The organism is Sphingomonas sp. UV9 (genome assembly GCF_004101245.1).
Classification (GTDB): domain Bacteria; phylum Pseudomonadota; class Alphaproteobacteria; order Sphingomonadales; family Sphingomonadaceae; genus Sphingomonas.
The window spans coordinates 59,088-76,464 of the sequence record NZ_SCIN01000002.1; the positions used below are offsets into that span (position 1 = coordinate 59,088).

The following is a 17,377-nucleotide window of genomic DNA, read 5'->3' on the forward strand; positions in this document are numbered from 1 at the left end:
ATTGGCTCTCGGCTGAAAAGATGGGTTTCTGGCGCATCTTGGACAAGGGGATCTCGGTCCCTCCAGTCCATCTCAGCAAATGCGGAGCCTTCCCGAAAGGAACTGACCATGTCAAAACCAACCTACGTCGACGACTACGCCTTGATCGCAACTACGTTGAAAAAATATACCGAGGGCTTGGTCGCGGCTTCCGGCTCGGACATGAGGCCTGCTTTCGCTAAGGAAGCTACAGTCTTTAGCGTCGAGAACGGCATCCTCTCGGGCGGGCCGGCTGAAGGCCTCTTCGCAAATATCGACGAAGACTTCGAGGCCTCGCTTGAGGCTCGAGTTGCGATCACTCGCGTCGAGATTGTCGGTAGCGCGGCCAGCGCTCGCATAGACATAAACGATGTCAATGGATTTTACTTTTCCGACTTCATTCACTTGTTGAAAGTGGAGGGTGCTTGGACCATTGTCGGCAAGATATTCTATACCCACGCCTAGCAGATCAAAGGCGCACGGAGAGCGGCGGATAGATCCCTTGTTCTCCGTGCGTGCTTTCGCTCTGTCGCTGAATTCCATTCTCAAGGTGCTAACCGCCACCGCGGCAAGTCAGCGTTCTGCGGCTCCACAAACGCGTTCATGTCCTCTAACAGTCGGTCCGTCCTTTTCGATTTACGTCTTGATAGGCCCGAGTCTGCAATGCACGACGGGGTCGAGTTCGCCTAACTGAGACAGATTATGGGAACCTGTCGGTACGTCGTAGTCGTAGACGGATGTAACGATGACGATATGGTGGGCAGCCAGGATGCCCCCTACCAGCCATCTGAAAGGCGGCGCACCTCCGTCTTTTCGGAAGATTGCTGCTCTGCCGGGGTGAAATAGGCCTGAAGCCAAGGCGCATTCACGAACTTTAGATCGGATAAGGCGGGGTCACGAACGACCGCGTTGCCGTCCGGGCGAGACTCCTACCAGGGGGCGACGAAACGGCGGGTCATGCTGCACGACTGAATGGTCGCCACCGCGCGCTTGTTCTTCTGATTAGATGGTGGACATCGGCCATCGCCTTGCTTCTCATTGAAGCCGATGGCGAGCCTCCGGCGTTCGATCGGCTTAGGCAACCACGGCAACGGCAGCGGCATATTAGATCACGTGATCCTGCCAAGCGACGTGTCAGGACGGCCCTCGTGATAGTCCTGTCGTCAAGCCTCGATCCTGATCCCGGCACCAACCAGGGAACCGGACCAAGTCTTGTCTCTCTGCCATCGTCTGCAATCGGTGAAATGCCATAGTTGGCTCTGTATTCACGGCTCAACTCCGACGGGCTGAAGTCGCCTACCGCATAGGCAGTCGCCGCGACATTGCTACCTCCGGCCATTCCTTCCCGGGTGAATCCATGCAGCTTTGCCGCTCGCGGTTGGCCGCACCGACGTTGCGTCATAGCATCTCGAGCTGGCGGCTAAGTCCGTCATTCCGCTATAATCGACAAGCGTGTTTGTAAATCACGACCCATTCTTCCCTTCGCAGCGGATTGTAGACCCGGAAACAGCTATAGCGCGTCCACGTCGCCGCCAGATCAAGGATGCGCATTACCTGCTCTGCCTGGTTCTGCTTCTGCGAGACGTAGCGCGCCAACGACCGCTCGGTGCCCAGGTCAAAGCAACTGCGCCGTTCGCTAACAGCATAGAACGCCTGCATGTGGGAGACAGTTGGCTCCGAGTTGGTCCATCCACGCTCGCAAGGCAAACGTGGACCGCGGCATCAGGAATCGAAGCTTTCCCAACCCTGTAGTACGATCTTGCCCCGTGTGGTGGAACTTTCGATCTGCCGATGCGCGTCCATCAGGGTGGCTGCGTTGATTGGTGAGAGCGTCTTGGTCAGGGTTGTGCGGATCGCACCGGAATCGACCAGCCTTGCGACCTCGTTAAGCAGGCGGCCCTGCTCCGCGACGTCGGACGTGCCGAATAGTGAGCGGGTGAACATGAGCTCCCAGTGGACGGCGACCGCCTTCCGCTTGAACGGCAGGATGTCGAGGCTCGAAGGATCGTCGATGAGTGCAAGATGGCCTTGAGGCGCGATCAACTCTGCGATGTCGGCGAGATGGCGGTGGGTGTGCGTGGTGGAGAAGACGAAACCGGGCGCTGCGACGCCCAGAGCGCCGATCTGCTGCGCGAGTGGCATCGTGTGATCGACGACGTGGTGTGCGCCAAGATCGCGAACCCAGTCATGCGTCTCCGACCTAGAGGCGGTCGCGATTACCGTCATATCGGTGAGGGCGCGGGCGAGCTGGATGGCGATCGAGCCGACACCGCCGGCACCGCCGATGATCAGGAGGATGCCGGGCGTACCTTCGCTACGATCTCGCACGCGAAGCCGGTCGAACAGCGTCTCCCAGGCGGTGATGGCGGTGAGGGGTAGGGCGGCGGCTTCGACGGTGCTGAGCGTCTTGGGCCGGTGCCCCACGATGCGCTCGTCCACGACCTGATACTGTGCGTTGCTGCCGTCGCGCGCGATGCTTCCGGCATAAAATACGGCGTCCCCGACCTTGAACAGGGTGACGTCCGGTCCGACCGCTTCCACGACGCCCGACGCGTCCCAGCCCAGGACTCGCTCTGAGCGCCCGTTGAATGGCGGCGAGGCGGCACGGACCTTCGTGTCAACGGGGTTCACGGAGACTGCCTCGACGGCGACGAGTACGTCGCGGCCGGTCGCCTTCGGACGCGGCAGCTCGACGTCGATCAATGCGTCGATCCGATCGATCGAACCGGGCTGGCGGTAGGCTATGGCTTTCATGATGTGCTCCTTCGGCGCCTGAAATGGTTGAATGGGCAGATGGCATGACACGCACAACAACCCGTCACGGTCTCGAAAAAGACACCTCCGGAGTGCAACGGTCTGTCACGTGCATCTCGACTCCAAGCCAGCGCCGCGAATGCGGCGGTTTGTCTGATTGGCGGCAAGCGTACGATTGTGTTCCGCTATTAGCTGCATCAGGGAAGCAACGTGCTGCGTATCGTCGACGCGCCCTTGGGGCTCGATCGGCTCCACCAGCCGTTCGCAATCTCGCCGGTAGATGCGCGCGTCCTAACGTCGGAGCCGACGGCGGGCTCGAACAGCTTGTCGCCATAGAGCACTAGCAGAATGCCGGCGGTGGTCAGTACGAACGTTAACATGGCGAGTGCGAATTCCGCGAGTTGCGGTGGGCCCTGTTTGGCCGCGTCGTAAGCCGCGCGATGTGCGAGGGTCGATGCTCCCGATGCCGCGACAAACGCCAAGCCGACGATATGGCGTAGTATCCTAAGCATCGGCGATTCCCGGCGCCCCGATAGGGCAGCCGAAACCCGCGAATAGAAGACACCTGTGAAAAGCGCCGCTCATGAGGCACGTCCAATGCCGAAATGCGGGATGACTTCGTGGCCGATCTCGTCGATGATATCGGCTACCGGTCTACGGCTGAGCTTGAGGTTCAAAGCGACGTGGTTGACCCCAGTCGAACGCAATGAATCCAGCAAATCGGCCAGTCGCCGTCGCCCCAGCCGGTATCCGAGATGGATGGGGCTGGGAGGCGTATCTGGATCCTCGGTCAGGTCGAGGTACAGGGATTGAGCGAACGGCTTGAACCCGGCCCCGACGCGGTCGAGCGCTTCGCGCCAGCCCGAGGCGACCTGCGCCTGCTGGAGCACATCGCGCGGGTAGGTGAGCCAGCCGTCGCCATGGTGCGCGATCCAGTCCAGCGACTGCCCGCTCTGCCCCGTGACGATGATGGGCAGTCGGGGAGAAAAGGGCTTGGGCACGAGGTCGCCGCCGCCCGCGAGCCGGCCATAGTGCGCAGACACATGGATCGGAAAAGGCGCCGTGAGCACCGCTGTCGCGTAATCGAACGCGTCGCGGAAGAGTTCGGCGCGCAGTTCCGGGTCACGGCCGTAGGCCGGGTATTCGACCGGACGGTCGCCCGAAGCGACGCCAAGCACGAAGCGCCCGCCCGACAGGCGGTCGAGCGAGGCGCCTGCCTTGGCGACATCGATCGGGTGATGGAGCGGCAGGATGACAGCACCCGTGGCAAGCGCGATGCCGGTCGTGTGCGCCGCGATCGTCGCGAGCCAGACGAACGGGTCGTAGAGCTGGCCGAGATCGCCGAAGTTGGGGTCGTTCAATGGCACGTCGCGTGCCCAGAGCGCGGCAAAGCCAAGACGCTCGGCTTTCCGGGCAAGATCGACCTGCTCGAGCATCGCCGGCTCGGGGCCATCGAAGGCCTCGATCGGAAAGTACAGACCGACGGTCAGTTTGTCGGGCGCGAACATGGACGCGTAGCCGGGGCCGAAAGGTCTGGGACTGGCGTTCTCGGGTGGCAACTGGTTGATGGCGACGGCTTTCATGACCGCTCTCCCGCCGGCACGTGCACGACGATGGGGTCGTCCGAGAGCATCGGCTCGAGCGGCGCCATGAAGCGCGCATGCGCGTCGCTCGGCTCGAAACCCTGCGTGTGCGCTGCGAGGTCACGCCAGACCACCTCGAGCAGGTAGACGTCGGGGCGGTCGAGCGTTGGCACGAGCCGGTGCCGCAGGCAGCCGTCCGCTTCCGCGAGCAGCGGTGCGACGCTGGCGAAGGCACGTTCGAAGGCTGGCGCAGAGCCAGGCAGGAGGCGCAGGAGCGCCAGTTCGGTGATCATCTGTTCTATCCTTCAAAGCGGACGGCCGGATTGGTCTTCCCGACCGTCCACGAAAGGGTCAGGCTGCTTGTTCGGCGGTCGGTAGGGCGCCCGCCTCGCCCGACACGTCGATCACGACCTTGCCGCGCAGTCCCCGTGCGGAGCCGTTCTCCAGCAGTTCGTGCGCGTCACCCATGCGGGCCAGCGGCAGTGTGGCACCGATCACGGGCTTGACGAGGCCGCGCTCGACGAGGCGCGTAAGCGCGTCGAGCTTGCCTCGGTTCTGACGGGTGAACACGAAATGGTAGGCGGCGTTCTTGCCCCAAGCCTCGACCAGGTTCTGCGGCTGGGCGATGTCGACCAGGCTGACGACTCGCCCGGCATCCGCGAGGGCAAGCGGGCTTCTCGTCAGGGTGTCGCCACCAATCGTGTCGAACACGACGTTCACGCCCTCCCCCCCGGTGATCCGGGCAACGCCCTCGACATAGTCTTCGGCGGTGTAGTCGATTGCCTCGTCGGCACCGAGCGAGCGTACGAAGTCGTGCTCGCGGCCCTGCGCCGTCGTGATGACCCGGGCGCCGATCGCCTTCGCCACTTGGATCGCGATCGTGCCGACACCGCCTGCGCCGCCGTGGATGAGGATCGTCTCACCGGCCTGCAACTGCGCGCGCTGGACAAACGCCTCCCAGACCGTGCCGCCAACGAGCGTCAAGCTCGCCGCCTCAAGGTGCGAGATATTCCGGGGCTTGCGACCGACGAGCTCGACGTCGGCGACGTGCTGCTCGGCGTAGGAACCGGCGCCGCCAAAAATCTTCGGCGTGTAATACACCTCATCGCCGACTGCGAACTCGGAAACGTGCGAGCCCAGCTCCTCGACGACGCCCGAGATGTCATGGCCGATGATTGCAGGCAACGGCACGTAGTCGGCGTAGTCGCCGCGGCGGATCTGGTAGTCGAGCGGATTGACGGCCGTGGCGTGAACCCGCACCCGCACCTGGCGCGGACCGACCTCCGGCACCGGCACGTCGCGCAGTTCGAATGCGTCCGGTCCGCCGAAACGGGTGAGCACAGCTGCCTTCATGGTTAAGGTCATTTCGATCTCCTTTAAGAGTTAGACGCACTGGCGAGCTCCGCGGCCCGCGGTCCGTTCTGGACAGCGCCTATTTGGCTTGTCCTGATTGCGCGCGGTAGCGGGCATGATTTAGGATCAGTTTCAAAGAAGTCTTGAAAGCTGTGCGATGGACGTAAATGACTTGAACCTGTTCGTGCGGATTGCTCAGCTTGGGAGCATCAGCTCCGCAGCCCGCGACTTAGGCCTAACGCCGGCGGGAGCGAGTGCCAGACTAGCGGCACTGGAAAAGAAGCTCGGGGCCAGGCTTCTCCACCGGACAACGCGGCAGGCGACGTTGACCGAAGACGGCCTCGCCTTCCTGCCGCATGCTGAGAACGTCGTAATAGCAGCAGAATCCGCTCGAGCGGCGCTTGGGCGGGAGCAGGCCGCACCGCGGGGCACCCTGCGGCTGGCAGCCCCAGCTTCGTTCGCGCGCATGCATATCGTGCCCGGTCTGCCAGACTTCTGCAGAAAGTATCCTGACTTAGCCCTCGACCTGCGCATCTCGGACAGCGTCGTCGATCTGGTGGAAGGTGCCTTCGATGTGGCGGTTCGCTATGCTGAGCTCAGTGATTCGTCCTTTGTCGCACGGCGGCTCGCTCCAGATAAGCGAATGCTGGTCGCGTCGCCCGCCTACATCGACCGGTGCGGTCGACCGAAAACGCCCGACGACCTCGCGGAACACGCGTGTTTGGTCGTCGGCACGCTCGATCTCTGGACCTTCGAAGGTAAGGGTGGAGAGCGCATCGAGCGCCGTATCACTCCAAGTCTGCGGATCAATGACGGCGGCGCCGTGTGCGACGCGGCATGTTCAGGGCTGGGCATTGCTTTGATGGCCACTTGGTGCGCCGAGCAGGAGCTTCGATCTGGCGCCCTCGTACCGGCCCTTCCCGAATACCCGCTCATCTCGACACAGACGCTGTGGGCACTTTACCCGAGTTCGCGCGAACTGGCACCGAAGGTTAGGGTCTTCGTAGACTGGCTCGTCAATCGATTTGGACCGCAGCCATACTGGGATCGAGGCTTAGACACGATCTTGGATAGCAGTCTATGACGCTCTTTTTTGCAGGCCGCCCCGCCGACAACGTTGCCGGGCTATCAACTTTGAAGGCCTTCGCGTTGTCTGAACTGGCCAGCAGACGGGGTGGGACGAAGGTTCACATTCCCTATGAGTGGCGCGACGAAGCAGACGATGCCGACGCGGGGTTTCGTGAGGATCGATTGGCTGAAGGCGAATATGCCGTTCGCGCATTTTTGACACCAGGTCTTTCAGACCCGCGTTGTTGATGACGTGTTCCCCATTTTTAGGCCGCTGACAACTTAGCTTCGGTGTCCATATGCCCTTGGCGGGGGCGGTTCGTAAACTCGGCGGGTGCCACCCCGCCAAGACTGCCGTGCGGACGCACGGTGTTGTAGTCCGTCTGCCATGCCTCGATGATCCGTCTAGCCGCGGCCAGCGAGGGGAAACGGTGTTCGTTCAGACACTCGTCGCGCAAGCGACCATTGAACGATTCCACCAAGCCATTCTGCTGCGGCTTCCCCGGGGCGATGTAGTGCCACTCGACGCCGGTGTCCTGACACCAGGCGAGGACGGCATGACTGGTCAGCTCGGTGCCGTGCTCGCTGACAATGCACGGCAGCTCGCGACGGTCGGCGATGGCGCTCAGCTCGCGAACAACCCGCGGACTCGACAGCAAGGTGTCGACGATGCATCCCAGGCTTTCCCGGCTGTAGTCGTCGATGACGTTAAGCATACGGAACCGCCGGCCGCGGGCCAACGAGTCTGATACGAAGTCGAGAGACCAGCGCTGATTGGGTTCCTGCGGGATCGCCTTCAGCGCCGCGTTCCCAGCGCGCGCTTGCGGCCACCACGCTTGCGCACCGTCAGTCGCTCCTCGCGATACAGCCGATACACCTTCTTCAGGTTCATGCCTTTCCCCTCGTGCCTGAGCAGGATCGCCAGTCGCCGGTAGCCGAACCGGCGGCGCTCGTCGGCCATCTCACGCATCCGCTCACGGACAGCATAGTCCTTCCCGCGAAGCGGCTCATATTGCGATGCGGACCGGTTGACCCCGATCAGCTTGCAGGCGCGACGCTAACCTGCTTGCGCGGTCGAGCAGGGCCGGAGCCGAATAAAGCATTGGGCGAGAGCGATATGCTCTTGTCGCAGATGTCCTAAGTTTCGAACTGAACCGCGCCGGGTTTACCGGGGGCGTTGGGTTGTGAGTCACGCCGCCATATTGATGTTGTCCGCGGCAGCGTAATATTGATCTTCGGCTTCGGCAGGCGGGATGTTGCCGATGGGCTCCAGCAGCCGGCGATGGTTGAACCAGTCGACCCATTCGAGGGTCGCGTATTTTACCGCTTCGATGGATCGCCAGGGTCCACTGCGATGGATGAACTCGGACTTGGAGAGACCGTTGATCGTCTCGGCCGAAACGTTGTCGTAGCTGTCGCCGACGCTGCCAACCGAGGGCTCGATCCCGGCCTCGGCAAGGCGCTCGGTGTACTTGATGGACACATATTGCGACCTGCGGCGCTATGATGGATGAGGCCGCCCTGATGAGCCGGTCGACGATCGTGAAGCGCCTGTTCCCAGGCATTTAGGACGAAGCTGGCATGAGCCGCCCTGCTGGCCCGTCAGCCGACGATCCGCCGATCATAGGTATCGATGAAGAATGCTAAGTAGACGAACCCCGCCCAGGTCGCGACGTAGGTGAAGTCCGAGACCCACAGCATGTCGGCGCTGACGCGTAGAACTAGCGATTGACGTGATCGAGCAGGCACGGCGCCGCCTTGCCGCTGATCGTGGTGCGCACCGGCTTGCTCCGGATCACGCCTGCCAGGCACATCTCGCGCATCAGTCGCGCGACCGTACAGCGGGCGACGGGCACGTCCTCCCGTATCATCTGCCGCCAGATCTTGCGCACGCCGTAGACCGCGAAGCTCTGGGCGAACACGCGCGCGATCTCGGGCTCAAGGGCCACGTCCTGCCGTGCCCGCGCCGACAGGCGTGTCGGATCCTATCGCTGCGCGACACGCTCGTGGTAGGTGGATGGGGCGATCGACAGGACACGGCAGATCGGCTCGACCCCATAGACATTGCGGTGATCGTCAATGAACGCGATCATCGGCGGAACGGGCGGTCGAGCCTCCGCCTGCGCAAAATATGCGGACGCCTTGCGCAGAATCGCGTTGGCCTGCCGCAGCTCACGGACCTAGCGCTCGAGCGCCTTCACCTTGTCGGCAACCTCGGTCGGGACACCGGCACGCTTGCCGCTGTTGACCTCAGCCTTCATCACCCACTCATGCAGCGTCTGCGGAACGCAGCCGATCTTCTCCGCGATCGAAACCACCGCTGCCCATCGCGAGGGGTGATCCCGCTCGTGGTCGCAAACCATCCGTACCGAGCGTTCCCGGACTTCCGGCGCAAACTTGTTCGTCGTCTTGCTCAAATCGGCTGCACCTTCTCAGGAGTTGGAGCTTCCGGCAAACCCGGCGCGGTTCAAATCCGGTACGCTTCAATGCCCTCAGTCTTCCGCTGCCTCATCGACTCCATTTCAAAGCTGAGGACGATGGGCTGTCGTGAGGATCCGGAGGAAACAGTGCCGAGCCATGTTGGTCGGTAGCTGCCTACGGCAACAAGCTGTCTCATTAGGCCGTAGCGCTTAACAATACACGAAGCCTCGTCCGCAGGAGTACATCTTCGGCTATGACGATCAACGATGTACAGTTCTACAGCCGGCCGGCGGCGGGTAGGCTTGGCCAACATCCGCGTCGACCGCAGCGCGAGGCGCGACGTTTTCGGGCGACACGCAGAAAGTGTTTCGGCCACTACCCTTCGCACAATAAAGTGCCTTGTCGGCATCGCGGAGTAGGCTTTCCGAGTCGCTTAAGACTTGAAAAATGCCAACCCCGACCGAGCCGCCCGATTGAACCGTGGCGACCGAAAGCGTCACGGGGCGCGACAGGCTTTCCAGCACATGCCTAGCCATCTGCTTCGCGTCGGCGATATCGCAGTTTTGGGCGAGGATGACGAACTCATCACCTCCAAGGCGGGCGCACAAATCGTTCGCGTCGCGACATACTGACCTGAGTCTTCGTGCCGTCTCCTGAATGAGTTCGTCACCGCATTGATGGCCATATGTATCGTTGACGAGCTTGAAGCGATCGAGGTCGATGAGGAGCAAGGCCAGATCGCAGCCACCGTATCTCGCCTTCTCGGTCGCTCGCCCCAGAGCGTCGATCAGGTAACGGCGATTAGCCAAGTCGGTCAATTGGTCGTGGAATGCGATGTAGTTTGCACGCGCCTCGCTCGCGATCAATTCGCGCTGTCCATCTGCGGCGCGCCGGTACGCAAAGATCAACAAGATGATGAACGCTATGCTGAGCGCCAGCATCGGCCAGAGAATGGTGCGGAGCAGATCAGCACCTGGACGTTCCGTTTTCCAAACGATCCACGCGACCGTTCGGCCTTGCGCATTCTTGATGGGTTGCGCGGCGGCGCTAGTAGGCCTGTTGGAAACGTCAACGCCCTCCAGGCCCATACCTGCGAGGTCGGCGTGGAGGGAAACCTTGTACGGGATCAGGGCCGCCAGAACTGGCGGAGCGGCATGTCGCATCCGTACCGCCTTTGACGCTGGCGAGAAGGGAGCCATTAAAAAGATGTAGAGCGTGCCGTCAGACCAGAAGAAATCCACCCGCGTCTTCGGTCCGGAAAAGCCCTCAGCAGGTAAATGGTTGCGCAACGCACCTATCCGCCTCGGCAGCCCTGACTCGATCCGACGCAGCGTTCGGGTTCCCGGGCGCGTCGCCGCCCCGGAAATGATCCGGTCGCTGAAATCGAATGTATAGATCCTCGTACTCATTCTTGAAGGATTTCGGAATGTCGATGCCGCCCATTCTCCGTCACGGGCGTTGTCCAGCCGGAGCACCGCTTCGTCGTCCTTCGCCCACGCTGCCAGGCTTGTCCTCATCGACTGAACGTCGGCATCAACGCGAATGGCTAGTAGCCTTCGCACGCGATCCGCTTCACGGTTGTCCATCTGCCTTGTCATGACCACGACACAGACAAGCAACGTCAGGGCTGAGAGTAGGCCCAGCAGCGCGATGAGGTTGTACGATCCGGTACGTTTCAAGCGCATGGGTGCCTAGTTACATGAGCCCAAACAGTGCCCGGAGAGTGCGAACATACGATTAAATTGTCGGGTTAAGATTCTCATTCTAGTCGATTAACGGTATCTACTTAACTGCCATCCGGCCGCTTTCGATTTCGTGATTCTCAGCCCCGAACCGAATAATCCCGCTAGGAAGCATCGCGCGGGGTCGCCAGCTTCAGCGGCGCCCCCGGTCCAACGAGCTCGAAGATGTCAACGACCCCTTGAGCCGGCCACCTGCGGGACGGCCCGAAGGCCGCTTTGGGTCAGGCCTTCGTAAAGACCGCGATCCCGCCCCTCAGGCCGATGTTCGATGATCGCGTCGATCGCAGCGATGTTCCTCGTGACGTCGGATTAGCAACCGAGTCCTGACAGACGCCCTTCGCGGATGAACGCCAGCAGACCTGCACGCGTCGGATTGGTATGTTCGATGGACGGCCGACCGGCGAACTGGCCGAGTGCTTCGGGGATTCTGATCGCGCATCGTCGTTTCTTTTCTTACTTGATCGGACATGAGCTCAGGGCCGCTGGACGCGCTAGCGGCGTACCCGTTAGAGATTGATGAAAGGCGGTTGGTTCTCGCCCACGGCGTCCGTACGGTGCGCAACTACTGCATCGCCGCTTGCCTGCTCGGCAAAAATCATCTCTCGAAGCTTTTGGGCGGACGCCAAGACCAGTGCTCGCGTCAAGTCCGCACGAGCGGGACGGTTGCGTACCGAACGTAGTGGATCGCTGCGGCGCGATACTGATCAGCCGTAAGAAGCTGCTGCCCTACGCAGTGGTGGACAGCTGTTCCGCGTCCGACTCGTTATCCATCGACGACCTTTTCGCCTGCATGGCATACACCGCTATGCGGAATGTAAGGCTAGGCAGAGGCGCAGCTACCTCGCGGGCGCAGGCCGGCCAAGACGATCGCCGCGGAAATTCGGGCGTGCAACACACGGGCTGAGGTAAGGCAACTGCAGACCTGCTAACTAATGTGTCCTCCGTTCTCAATGTCGCGGGCGAGGACTGTGCCCATCGCACCAAACAGTTCGTCCATCGCGATAGGTTTAAAGATCACGTCGTCCGCACCGGCTGCCAAACAGCGTTCTCGTAGGTCTGGCGCGATATCCGCGGTGACAATGATGATCGGAACGGTCGCCTTTGCGTCACTACGCGCGCGGATATGTCTGAGCGCGGTCATGCCGTCCATGCCTGGCATCCGCAGGTCGATAAGTAGAACCGCGAAGTCCCGTTGATCCAGCAGATCGAGACCATGCTCGGCGCTTTCAGCCTCGATCATTGTTACCCCGGCGACATTGAGCATGTCCTTGACGACCCGCCGATTCATCGGATCATCCTCGATGAACAAGACCTTCACGGCCGTCTGCGCGGTAGTTGGGCTAGCGGATGACGGGTCGACATGCCGCAGTGCCTACCGAGCATCATTTTTCCGTCCTCCGAATTCCGGCAAGATCAGGTTCACCGCGTAATACTGACCGCTCGACCTGGAATCGGGCGTTCGCAGTTTCAAAGTCAGCGCGTCTGAAACGACTGCGTTTTGTCGCTCGACCGTTTTACGTGCCTGCCTCGCTTCGTTGTCGATGCAGGACTGGGCTACGATGTAGCGACTTCGGACGATTGATAGGATCCGTTCATGGCATGCGCGTGTATGCGCGGTGCTGAGATCGCAGCCGTCACACCGGTGGGCGACGGCGTTCGGTACCGAAGTCCATCTCCCGTTGATCGGAGCATAGGCGTCCGGCTTTAGCCAAGAAACGCGTCCGGGCTTCGGCGGCGTGCCCACAGTGGAGGACGCTGGATCCGTGACCGTCGCGGTCATGGCCGCAGTGACGGCCAGCTACGGAGACCCCAACACATCGTTAACCTAACCGAATAGGGGACAGCTCATCAGTGTCGTAGCCAAGGGTCGTGACGTCCTCTTTGCGCGCCAGTGCCGCCGCCACCCGGCTGAGTTCGGGTGCAGTCTGGATGCCGTAGCCGCCGAGCGCTGCCATCCAGAAGAAATCCGGCACTTGCCCATCATAGCCGACGACAGGTGAGCGATCCTCGACGAAGGAGCGGAGGCCAGCCCAACGGTGCGGAATCCGCTTCACTTCCAGGGTGGTCGTCCGCTCGATCTTGTCCACGGCGATGGCGATGTCGAGGTCCTCGGGCTGCGCATCGCACGGATCGCTTATTCCCTCGTCTGCCGGCGACAGCAGGAGCATGCCTGCGTCCGGCTTGAGGTAGAACGCTTCGTTCACGTCGAACAGCACTGGCCACTCACCGATGGCCGAACCAGCGGGCGGGTCGATCAGCAACGCGGTTCGCCGATAGGACTGCAAGCCAATCCGTTGCGCTCCCGCCATGGCGCCGACCTCGTCTGCCCAGGCGCCCGCGGCGTTGACGACGACGGTGCAATCGATCCCGCCGTTACTCGTCGTGAGACGCCAGCCGTTGCCGATCCGTTGCAGCGCGCTGACCTGCGCCGACTGCTGTATCACGCCGCCTCTGGAACGGAACAGGCGAAGATATCCCTGCTGGAGCTCATGGACCTCGATGTCAGCGATCGTCGTAACCAGTGCGGCACTGCCGAGTTGATCGCGGCGCAGTATCGGGCAAAGTTCAATGGCGCGCTCGACGCTGATCGCGTTCCCGCTTCCTTCGGGCAGCGCCGCAACGAAGGATTGCAGCGTCGCCTCATCGCCTGGTGCCGCTATCATCAACAGGAGTCTCGGGTTGACGAGCTGACCGGCGGTGAACCCGGAAGGAGGGGCAAGGAAGAAGGGCCGGCTTGCCCGCGTGATGGCTTGGATCACCGCATTGCCGTAGAAATCGGCGAGGACCGCGGCAGACCGCCCGGTGGCATGATATCCAGGCTGATCCTCGGTCTCGAGCAAGACCACCGAAGACTGTTCGGCAAGGTGCGCGGCAATGGCGCTGCCCGCCATTCCAGCGCCGATGACCGCATAATCGAAATGTTCGTTCATTGACTCACCGAAGCCGTGTTGGGACCAACGCTCTGCTCGAGACGGTCCAGGAGTGCGGTCGCAGAAGCGTTCTTGACGTGTCCGAAGCCGCGCACGTCGAGCGGCGCCTTTGCAAGGGCGATCGCATCCTTGAGACGTTGGGCGGTAAGATTCGCGGCGCTGGTACGCATCGCGGCTTCGAAGGTATCGCGCAGCGTCCGCTCCAGCCGACGCTCCTTCGTGCGACCGAAGGGGTCGAACGGTCCTTCGCGAAGGTGCTTCAGTGCGCTGAGGATGCCGAACAGGTGCAGGATCCACCCCCCGAAGGCGATCTTGCGGGGATGACCAGTCCGGGGATCGGTTCTGGCCATAAGCGGCGGCGCCAGATGAACTCGGATCTTCGGAGCCCGCGCGAAGGTATCCTCGATAGCGGCTCGGAAGCGTCCGTCGGAATACAGGCGCGCGACCTCGTATTCATCCTTGTAGGCCATCAACTTGTAGGCGGAGCGCGCGACCGCCCAAGCTAAATCGTTTTCTCGATCGAAGCGTTCGGCGTGGCCGCGAACCATGGCGATCAGATCGACGTAACGCTTGGAATATGCGCCATTCCAGTATCTGCCGAGGTCAGCGGCGCGCGCGGTAACGAAGTCGTCCAGCGTCTGCGGTTCCGATTCCGCGGTGATGACCCCTTCGACGGCAGCCCGCCGTCCAGCATCGAATGCCGCCCGATTGGCAGTCGCCGCTCGCCCGCTTCGTTCGATCCCCTTGGCAATGGACTCCAAGGCGAGCGGGACGGTTCCAAGCTGCCAAGCATAGCCGAGCAGCAGCATGTTTGCCGCGATGGCATCGCCCACCGTCTCTAACGCCAGTCGGCTAGCAGGTATCAGGTCAGGCACACGCCCCGCCATTGCGGCTAGGCGTACCGTGATCGCCTCCTCGGGTATCTGGAGATCACGATCCAGCTGGAAGCCCGCCGTCGCCACCGTCTGGTCGCTTCCGACGATCCGCGTACCCGCATCGATGGTCGCCAGCACATCGGGTTGCGCCGCCGCAACGAGGTCTGAAGCGAGCACAAGCTGCGCCTCTCCCGCTCCCACCTTCGCCGCAGGGACGGCCGACCCCCAAGGCCGGATACGAACATGGCTGGTCACGGCGCCGCCCTTTTGGCTCAATCCCGTCATGTCGAAGAGATGAACGTCGTATCCTTCGATGCGCGCAGCCCGGCCGATCAGCGCGCCGACCGTCACCACGCCGGTCCCGCCAATTCCGGCGATGACGAGATCAAAACCGCGCCCGAAGGGAGGGAGGATCGGGTCGGGAAGTGGCCCGGAAGCTGTGGTCCCCTTGCTGGCGACCTTGTCCGACTGCTTGCGCAGAACGGCGCCCTCGATCGTGACGAAGGACGGGCAGAAGCCCGCCGTGCACGAGAAGTCCTTGTTGCAGGCCGACTGGTCGATGACTCGCTTTCGCCCGACCTCGGTTTCCAGCGGCTGTATCGCGAGGCAGTTCGACGTAGCGGAACAGTCGCCGCACCCCTCACAGACCAGCGCGTTGATGAAGGTCCGCTGATCGGGATCCGCAAGGACCCCGATCTTGCGACGACGCCGCTTCTCCGCCGCACAGATCTGATCGTAGATCAGCACGGTCACGCCATAAGCTTCGCGTAGCTCCGCCTGGACTCTGGCAAGTTGATCACGTGAGTAGAGCTCGGTTCCCGCCGGAAGCGGTTCATCGCGAAACCGTTCCGGGTACTCGGACAGCACGACGATGCGTCCGACGCCCTCGGCCCGCACCTGCGCGACGATCGCCGCGACGGTGAGTCCTCCCTCGACCGCCTGTCCGCCGGTCATGGCGACAGCGTCGTTGAACAGGATCTTGTACGTGATCGTCGTGCCGGTCATCACAGCTGCACGAATGGCGAGCGATCCCGAGTGATTGTAGGTTCCATCGCCCAGATTCTGAAAGATGTGGGGCGTTGCCGTAAAGGCGGAGAGGCCGATCCAGTTGGCGCCTTCCGCTCCCATGTGCCCCATGGGAATGGGGTTTCGCTCCGGATGGAAGCTCGCCATGCCGTGGCACCCTATTCCGGTGCCGCCAGAAGAGCCTGCTGGGACCTTCGTAGACAGATTGTGCGGGCATCCAGGGCAGAAGGCGGGGCGGCGGACGGCGAGGGGCAATGGACCGCTTCCGCGAGCGCTGCGGGCTTCAACGACCGCGCGTGCGGCCCTGAATCCCGGCATCGCGTCGGTCATTCCGGGAAACGCCGCCCCGATCCGTGCCGCCAACGCCAAGGCGACGGACGTCGGATCCAACGGGAGGTCCGAGGGCAGGAGGGGATGCCCATCGCCATCCGTCTTGCCGGTGATGCGCGGGCGATGCTCCGATCCGTACAGGAGCGTCGCGGCCTGTGCCTCCATATGCGGTCGCTTCTCCTCGACGAACAGTAGTTCCTCCGCCTCAGCCGAGACGTCGGCCAGTGCCGAAGGATCGAGCGGATAGATCATCGCGACCTTGAACACCGCAATGCCGGCGTCCACCGCCACGGTCTCGTCGATGCCGAGGATGCTCAGCGCGGCCAGCACATCAGGATAGGCCTTGCCCGCCGTCACGATCACCAAGCGGCCACGTCCCGCTCCGAAAGTAATGGCATCAAGGCGGTTTGATCGTGCGAAGGCGCTCGCGCGAGGCAGCTTGTGGCGCGTCAACCGAACGTCCTGCACCTGAGTCGCCAGGATCTCGGGGCGGATGTGAACGCCACCTTCTACAGGCGGAAGGTCAGGCACGACGAACTCGCTGCGGATCGCCGCGCTGACCGCCTCGGTTGCTTCCGCCGTTTCATTCACAAGCTTCAGGCCAACGAGCAGCCCCGAGTATCGAGACATGGCCATCGCGGCGAGCGACATTTCCATGATCTCCGACACCGAACTCGGATACAGCGTGGGGACGCCCCAGCTGGCGAGCGTCAGGTCGCTCTGGTGCGCGGTGGTCGAGGACTTGCCAGTGTGATCGTCGCCATAGATAAGGACGATGCCGCCATTGGGCGCCACACCCTGCAGATTGGCATGCTTGATCGCATCTCCCGAACGGTCGACACCCGGCCCCTTGCCGTACCATATGCCGAACACCCCATCGAATTTCGGGTCCGGCAGGAAAGCCAGTTGCTGCGTTCCCGCGACCGCCGTCAGAGCCAGATCCTCGTTGATCCCCGGGTGGAAGATCACGTTCGCCTTACCCAGCCGCGCCGCGGCCGCCCAAAGCGCATCGTCGTAGCCGCCGAGCGGCGAACCTCGGTAACCACTGATGTATCCGGCAGTGTGCAGGCCCCGGCGCTGGTCGAGTTCGCTCTGGACCAGAGGAAAGCGAACAAGAGCTTCGCGCCCGCTCAGCAGGACGCGCTCGTCTCCGGGTCGCGATGCTTCATCAGCTTGCAATAGGACTGTATCTGACATGATCCCTCTCGCGATCACGATGCACGCTGAGGACGTACTTGAAAAGGGAATTTTCTAAAAAAGAAAACTAAGGGCTTGGT

Annotated in this window: 13 protein-coding genes, 2 pseudogenes and 1 other annotated feature; of the genes and pseudogenes, 3 read left to right on the forward strand and 12 right to left on the reverse strand. The window is 62.2% G+C overall.

The annotated features are described in order from the left end of the window. The first annotated feature begins 108 nt into the window (after nucleotides 1-108). The gene (locus EQZ23_RS06610; RefSeq protein ID WP_128453699.1) at nucleotides 109-483 is read left to right on the forward strand and encodes a nuclear transport factor 2 family protein; all 375 of its coding nucleotides are present in this window, start codon (nucleotides 109-111) and stop codon (nucleotides 481-483) included. Nucleotides 484-1,455: 972 nt separating this feature from the next. Here EQZ23_RS06610 and EQZ23_RS06615 read toward each other — a convergent pair. From EQZ23_RS06615 to EQZ23_RS06640, 6 genes are all read right to left on the reverse strand, one after another. After that, nucleotides 1,456-1,677: a hypothetical protein gene (locus EQZ23_RS06615; protein ID WP_128453700.1), complete on the reverse strand. Its 222-nt coding sequence runs from the start codon at nucleotides 1,675-1,677 to the stop codon at nucleotides 1,456-1,458. Between the two features lie 63 nt (nucleotides 1,678-1,740). Further along, nucleotides 1,741-2,772: a zinc-binding alcohol dehydrogenase family protein gene (locus EQZ23_RS06620; RefSeq protein ID WP_128454656.1), complete on the reverse strand. Its 1,032-nt coding sequence runs from the start codon at nucleotides 2,770-2,772 to the stop codon at nucleotides 1,741-1,743. Nucleotides 2,773-2,969: 197 nt separating this feature from the next. Then, complete coding sequence (locus EQZ23_RS06625) at nucleotides 2,970-3,152, reverse strand: hypothetical protein (RefSeq protein WP_128453701.1); 183 nt, start codon at nucleotides 3,150-3,152, stop codon at nucleotides 2,970-2,972. Nucleotides 3,153-3,353: 201 nt separating this feature from the next. Next, entirely contained in the window at nucleotides 3,354-4,355 is a 1,002-nt protein-coding gene (locus EQZ23_RS06630) for an LLM class oxidoreductase (protein WP_128453702.1), read from the reverse strand. Continuing rightward, on the reverse strand, nucleotides 4,352-4,648 hold the full coding sequence (locus EQZ23_RS06635) for an antibiotic biosynthesis monooxygenase (RefSeq protein WP_128453703.1): 297 nt from the start codon (nucleotides 4,646-4,648) through the stop codon (nucleotides 4,352-4,354). The genes EQZ23_RS06630 and EQZ23_RS06635 overlap by 4 nt, the downstream gene beginning before the upstream one ends. A gap of 58 nt (nucleotides 4,649-4,706) precedes the next feature. Then, the gene (locus EQZ23_RS06640; RefSeq protein ID WP_128453704.1) at nucleotides 4,707-5,720 is read right to left on the reverse strand and encodes a zinc-dependent alcohol dehydrogenase family protein; all 1,014 of its coding nucleotides are present in this window, start codon (nucleotides 5,718-5,720) and stop codon (nucleotides 4,707-4,709) included. 160 nt (nucleotides 5,721-5,880) lie between these two features. On the opposite strand from EQZ23_RS06640, the gene EQZ23_RS06645 reads away from it, so the two are divergent. Then, nucleotides 5,881-6,792, forward strand: a complete 912-nt coding sequence (locus tag EQZ23_RS06645) for a LysR family transcriptional regulator (protein WP_206364197.1) — start codon at nucleotides 5,881-5,883, stop codon at nucleotides 6,790-6,792. Then, nucleotides 6,789-7,025, forward strand: a complete 237-nt coding sequence (locus EQZ23_RS06650; RefSeq protein ID WP_128453706.1) for a hypothetical protein — start codon at nucleotides 6,789-6,791, stop codon at nucleotides 7,023-7,025. Before EQZ23_RS06645 ends, EQZ23_RS06650 begins: the two co-directional genes overlap by 4 nt. Before the next feature lie 17 nt (nucleotides 7,026-7,042). Here the strand turns inward: EQZ23_RS06650 and EQZ23_RS06655 are convergent. From EQZ23_RS06655 to EQZ23_RS06685, 6 genes and pseudogenes are all read right to left on the reverse strand, one after another. Beyond that, nucleotides 7,043-7,833 (reverse strand): annotated as a pseudogene (locus EQZ23_RS06655) (IS3 family transposase); the annotation flags it as partial. Nucleotides 7,834-7,965: 132 nt separating this feature from the next. After that, nucleotides 7,966-9,193, reverse strand: a pseudogene (locus tag EQZ23_RS06665) (IS3 family transposase). Further along, nucleotides 8,795-8,912: a sequence feature (AL1L pseudoknot), on the reverse strand. (Overlaps the previous pseudogene by 118 nt.) A gap of 264 nt (nucleotides 9,194-9,457) precedes the next feature. Next, nucleotides 9,458-10,882: a GGDEF domain-containing protein gene (locus EQZ23_RS06670; protein WP_128453709.1), complete on the reverse strand. Its 1,425-nt coding sequence runs from the start codon at nucleotides 10,880-10,882 to the stop codon at nucleotides 9,458-9,460. Between the two features lie 982 nt (nucleotides 10,883-11,864). Further along, entirely contained in the window at nucleotides 11,865-12,257 is a 393-nt protein-coding gene (locus tag EQZ23_RS06675) for a response regulator (protein WP_128453710.1), read from the reverse strand. 502 nt (nucleotides 12,258-12,759) lie between these two features. Continuing rightward, a complete protein-coding gene (locus EQZ23_RS06680; RefSeq protein ID WP_128453711.1) occupies nucleotides 12,760-13,869 on the reverse strand; it encodes an FAD-binding oxidoreductase in 1,110 nt (369 codons plus the stop codon). Next, nucleotides 13,866-17,297 (reverse strand): indolepyruvate ferredoxin oxidoreductase family protein, encoded by a 3,432-nt coding sequence (locus EQZ23_RS06685; protein WP_128453712.1) that lies wholly within the window; start codon nucleotides 17,295-17,297, stop codon nucleotides 13,866-13,868. Before EQZ23_RS06685 ends, EQZ23_RS06680 begins: the two co-directional genes overlap by 4 nt. Nucleotides 17,298-17,377: the final 80 nt, after the last annotated feature.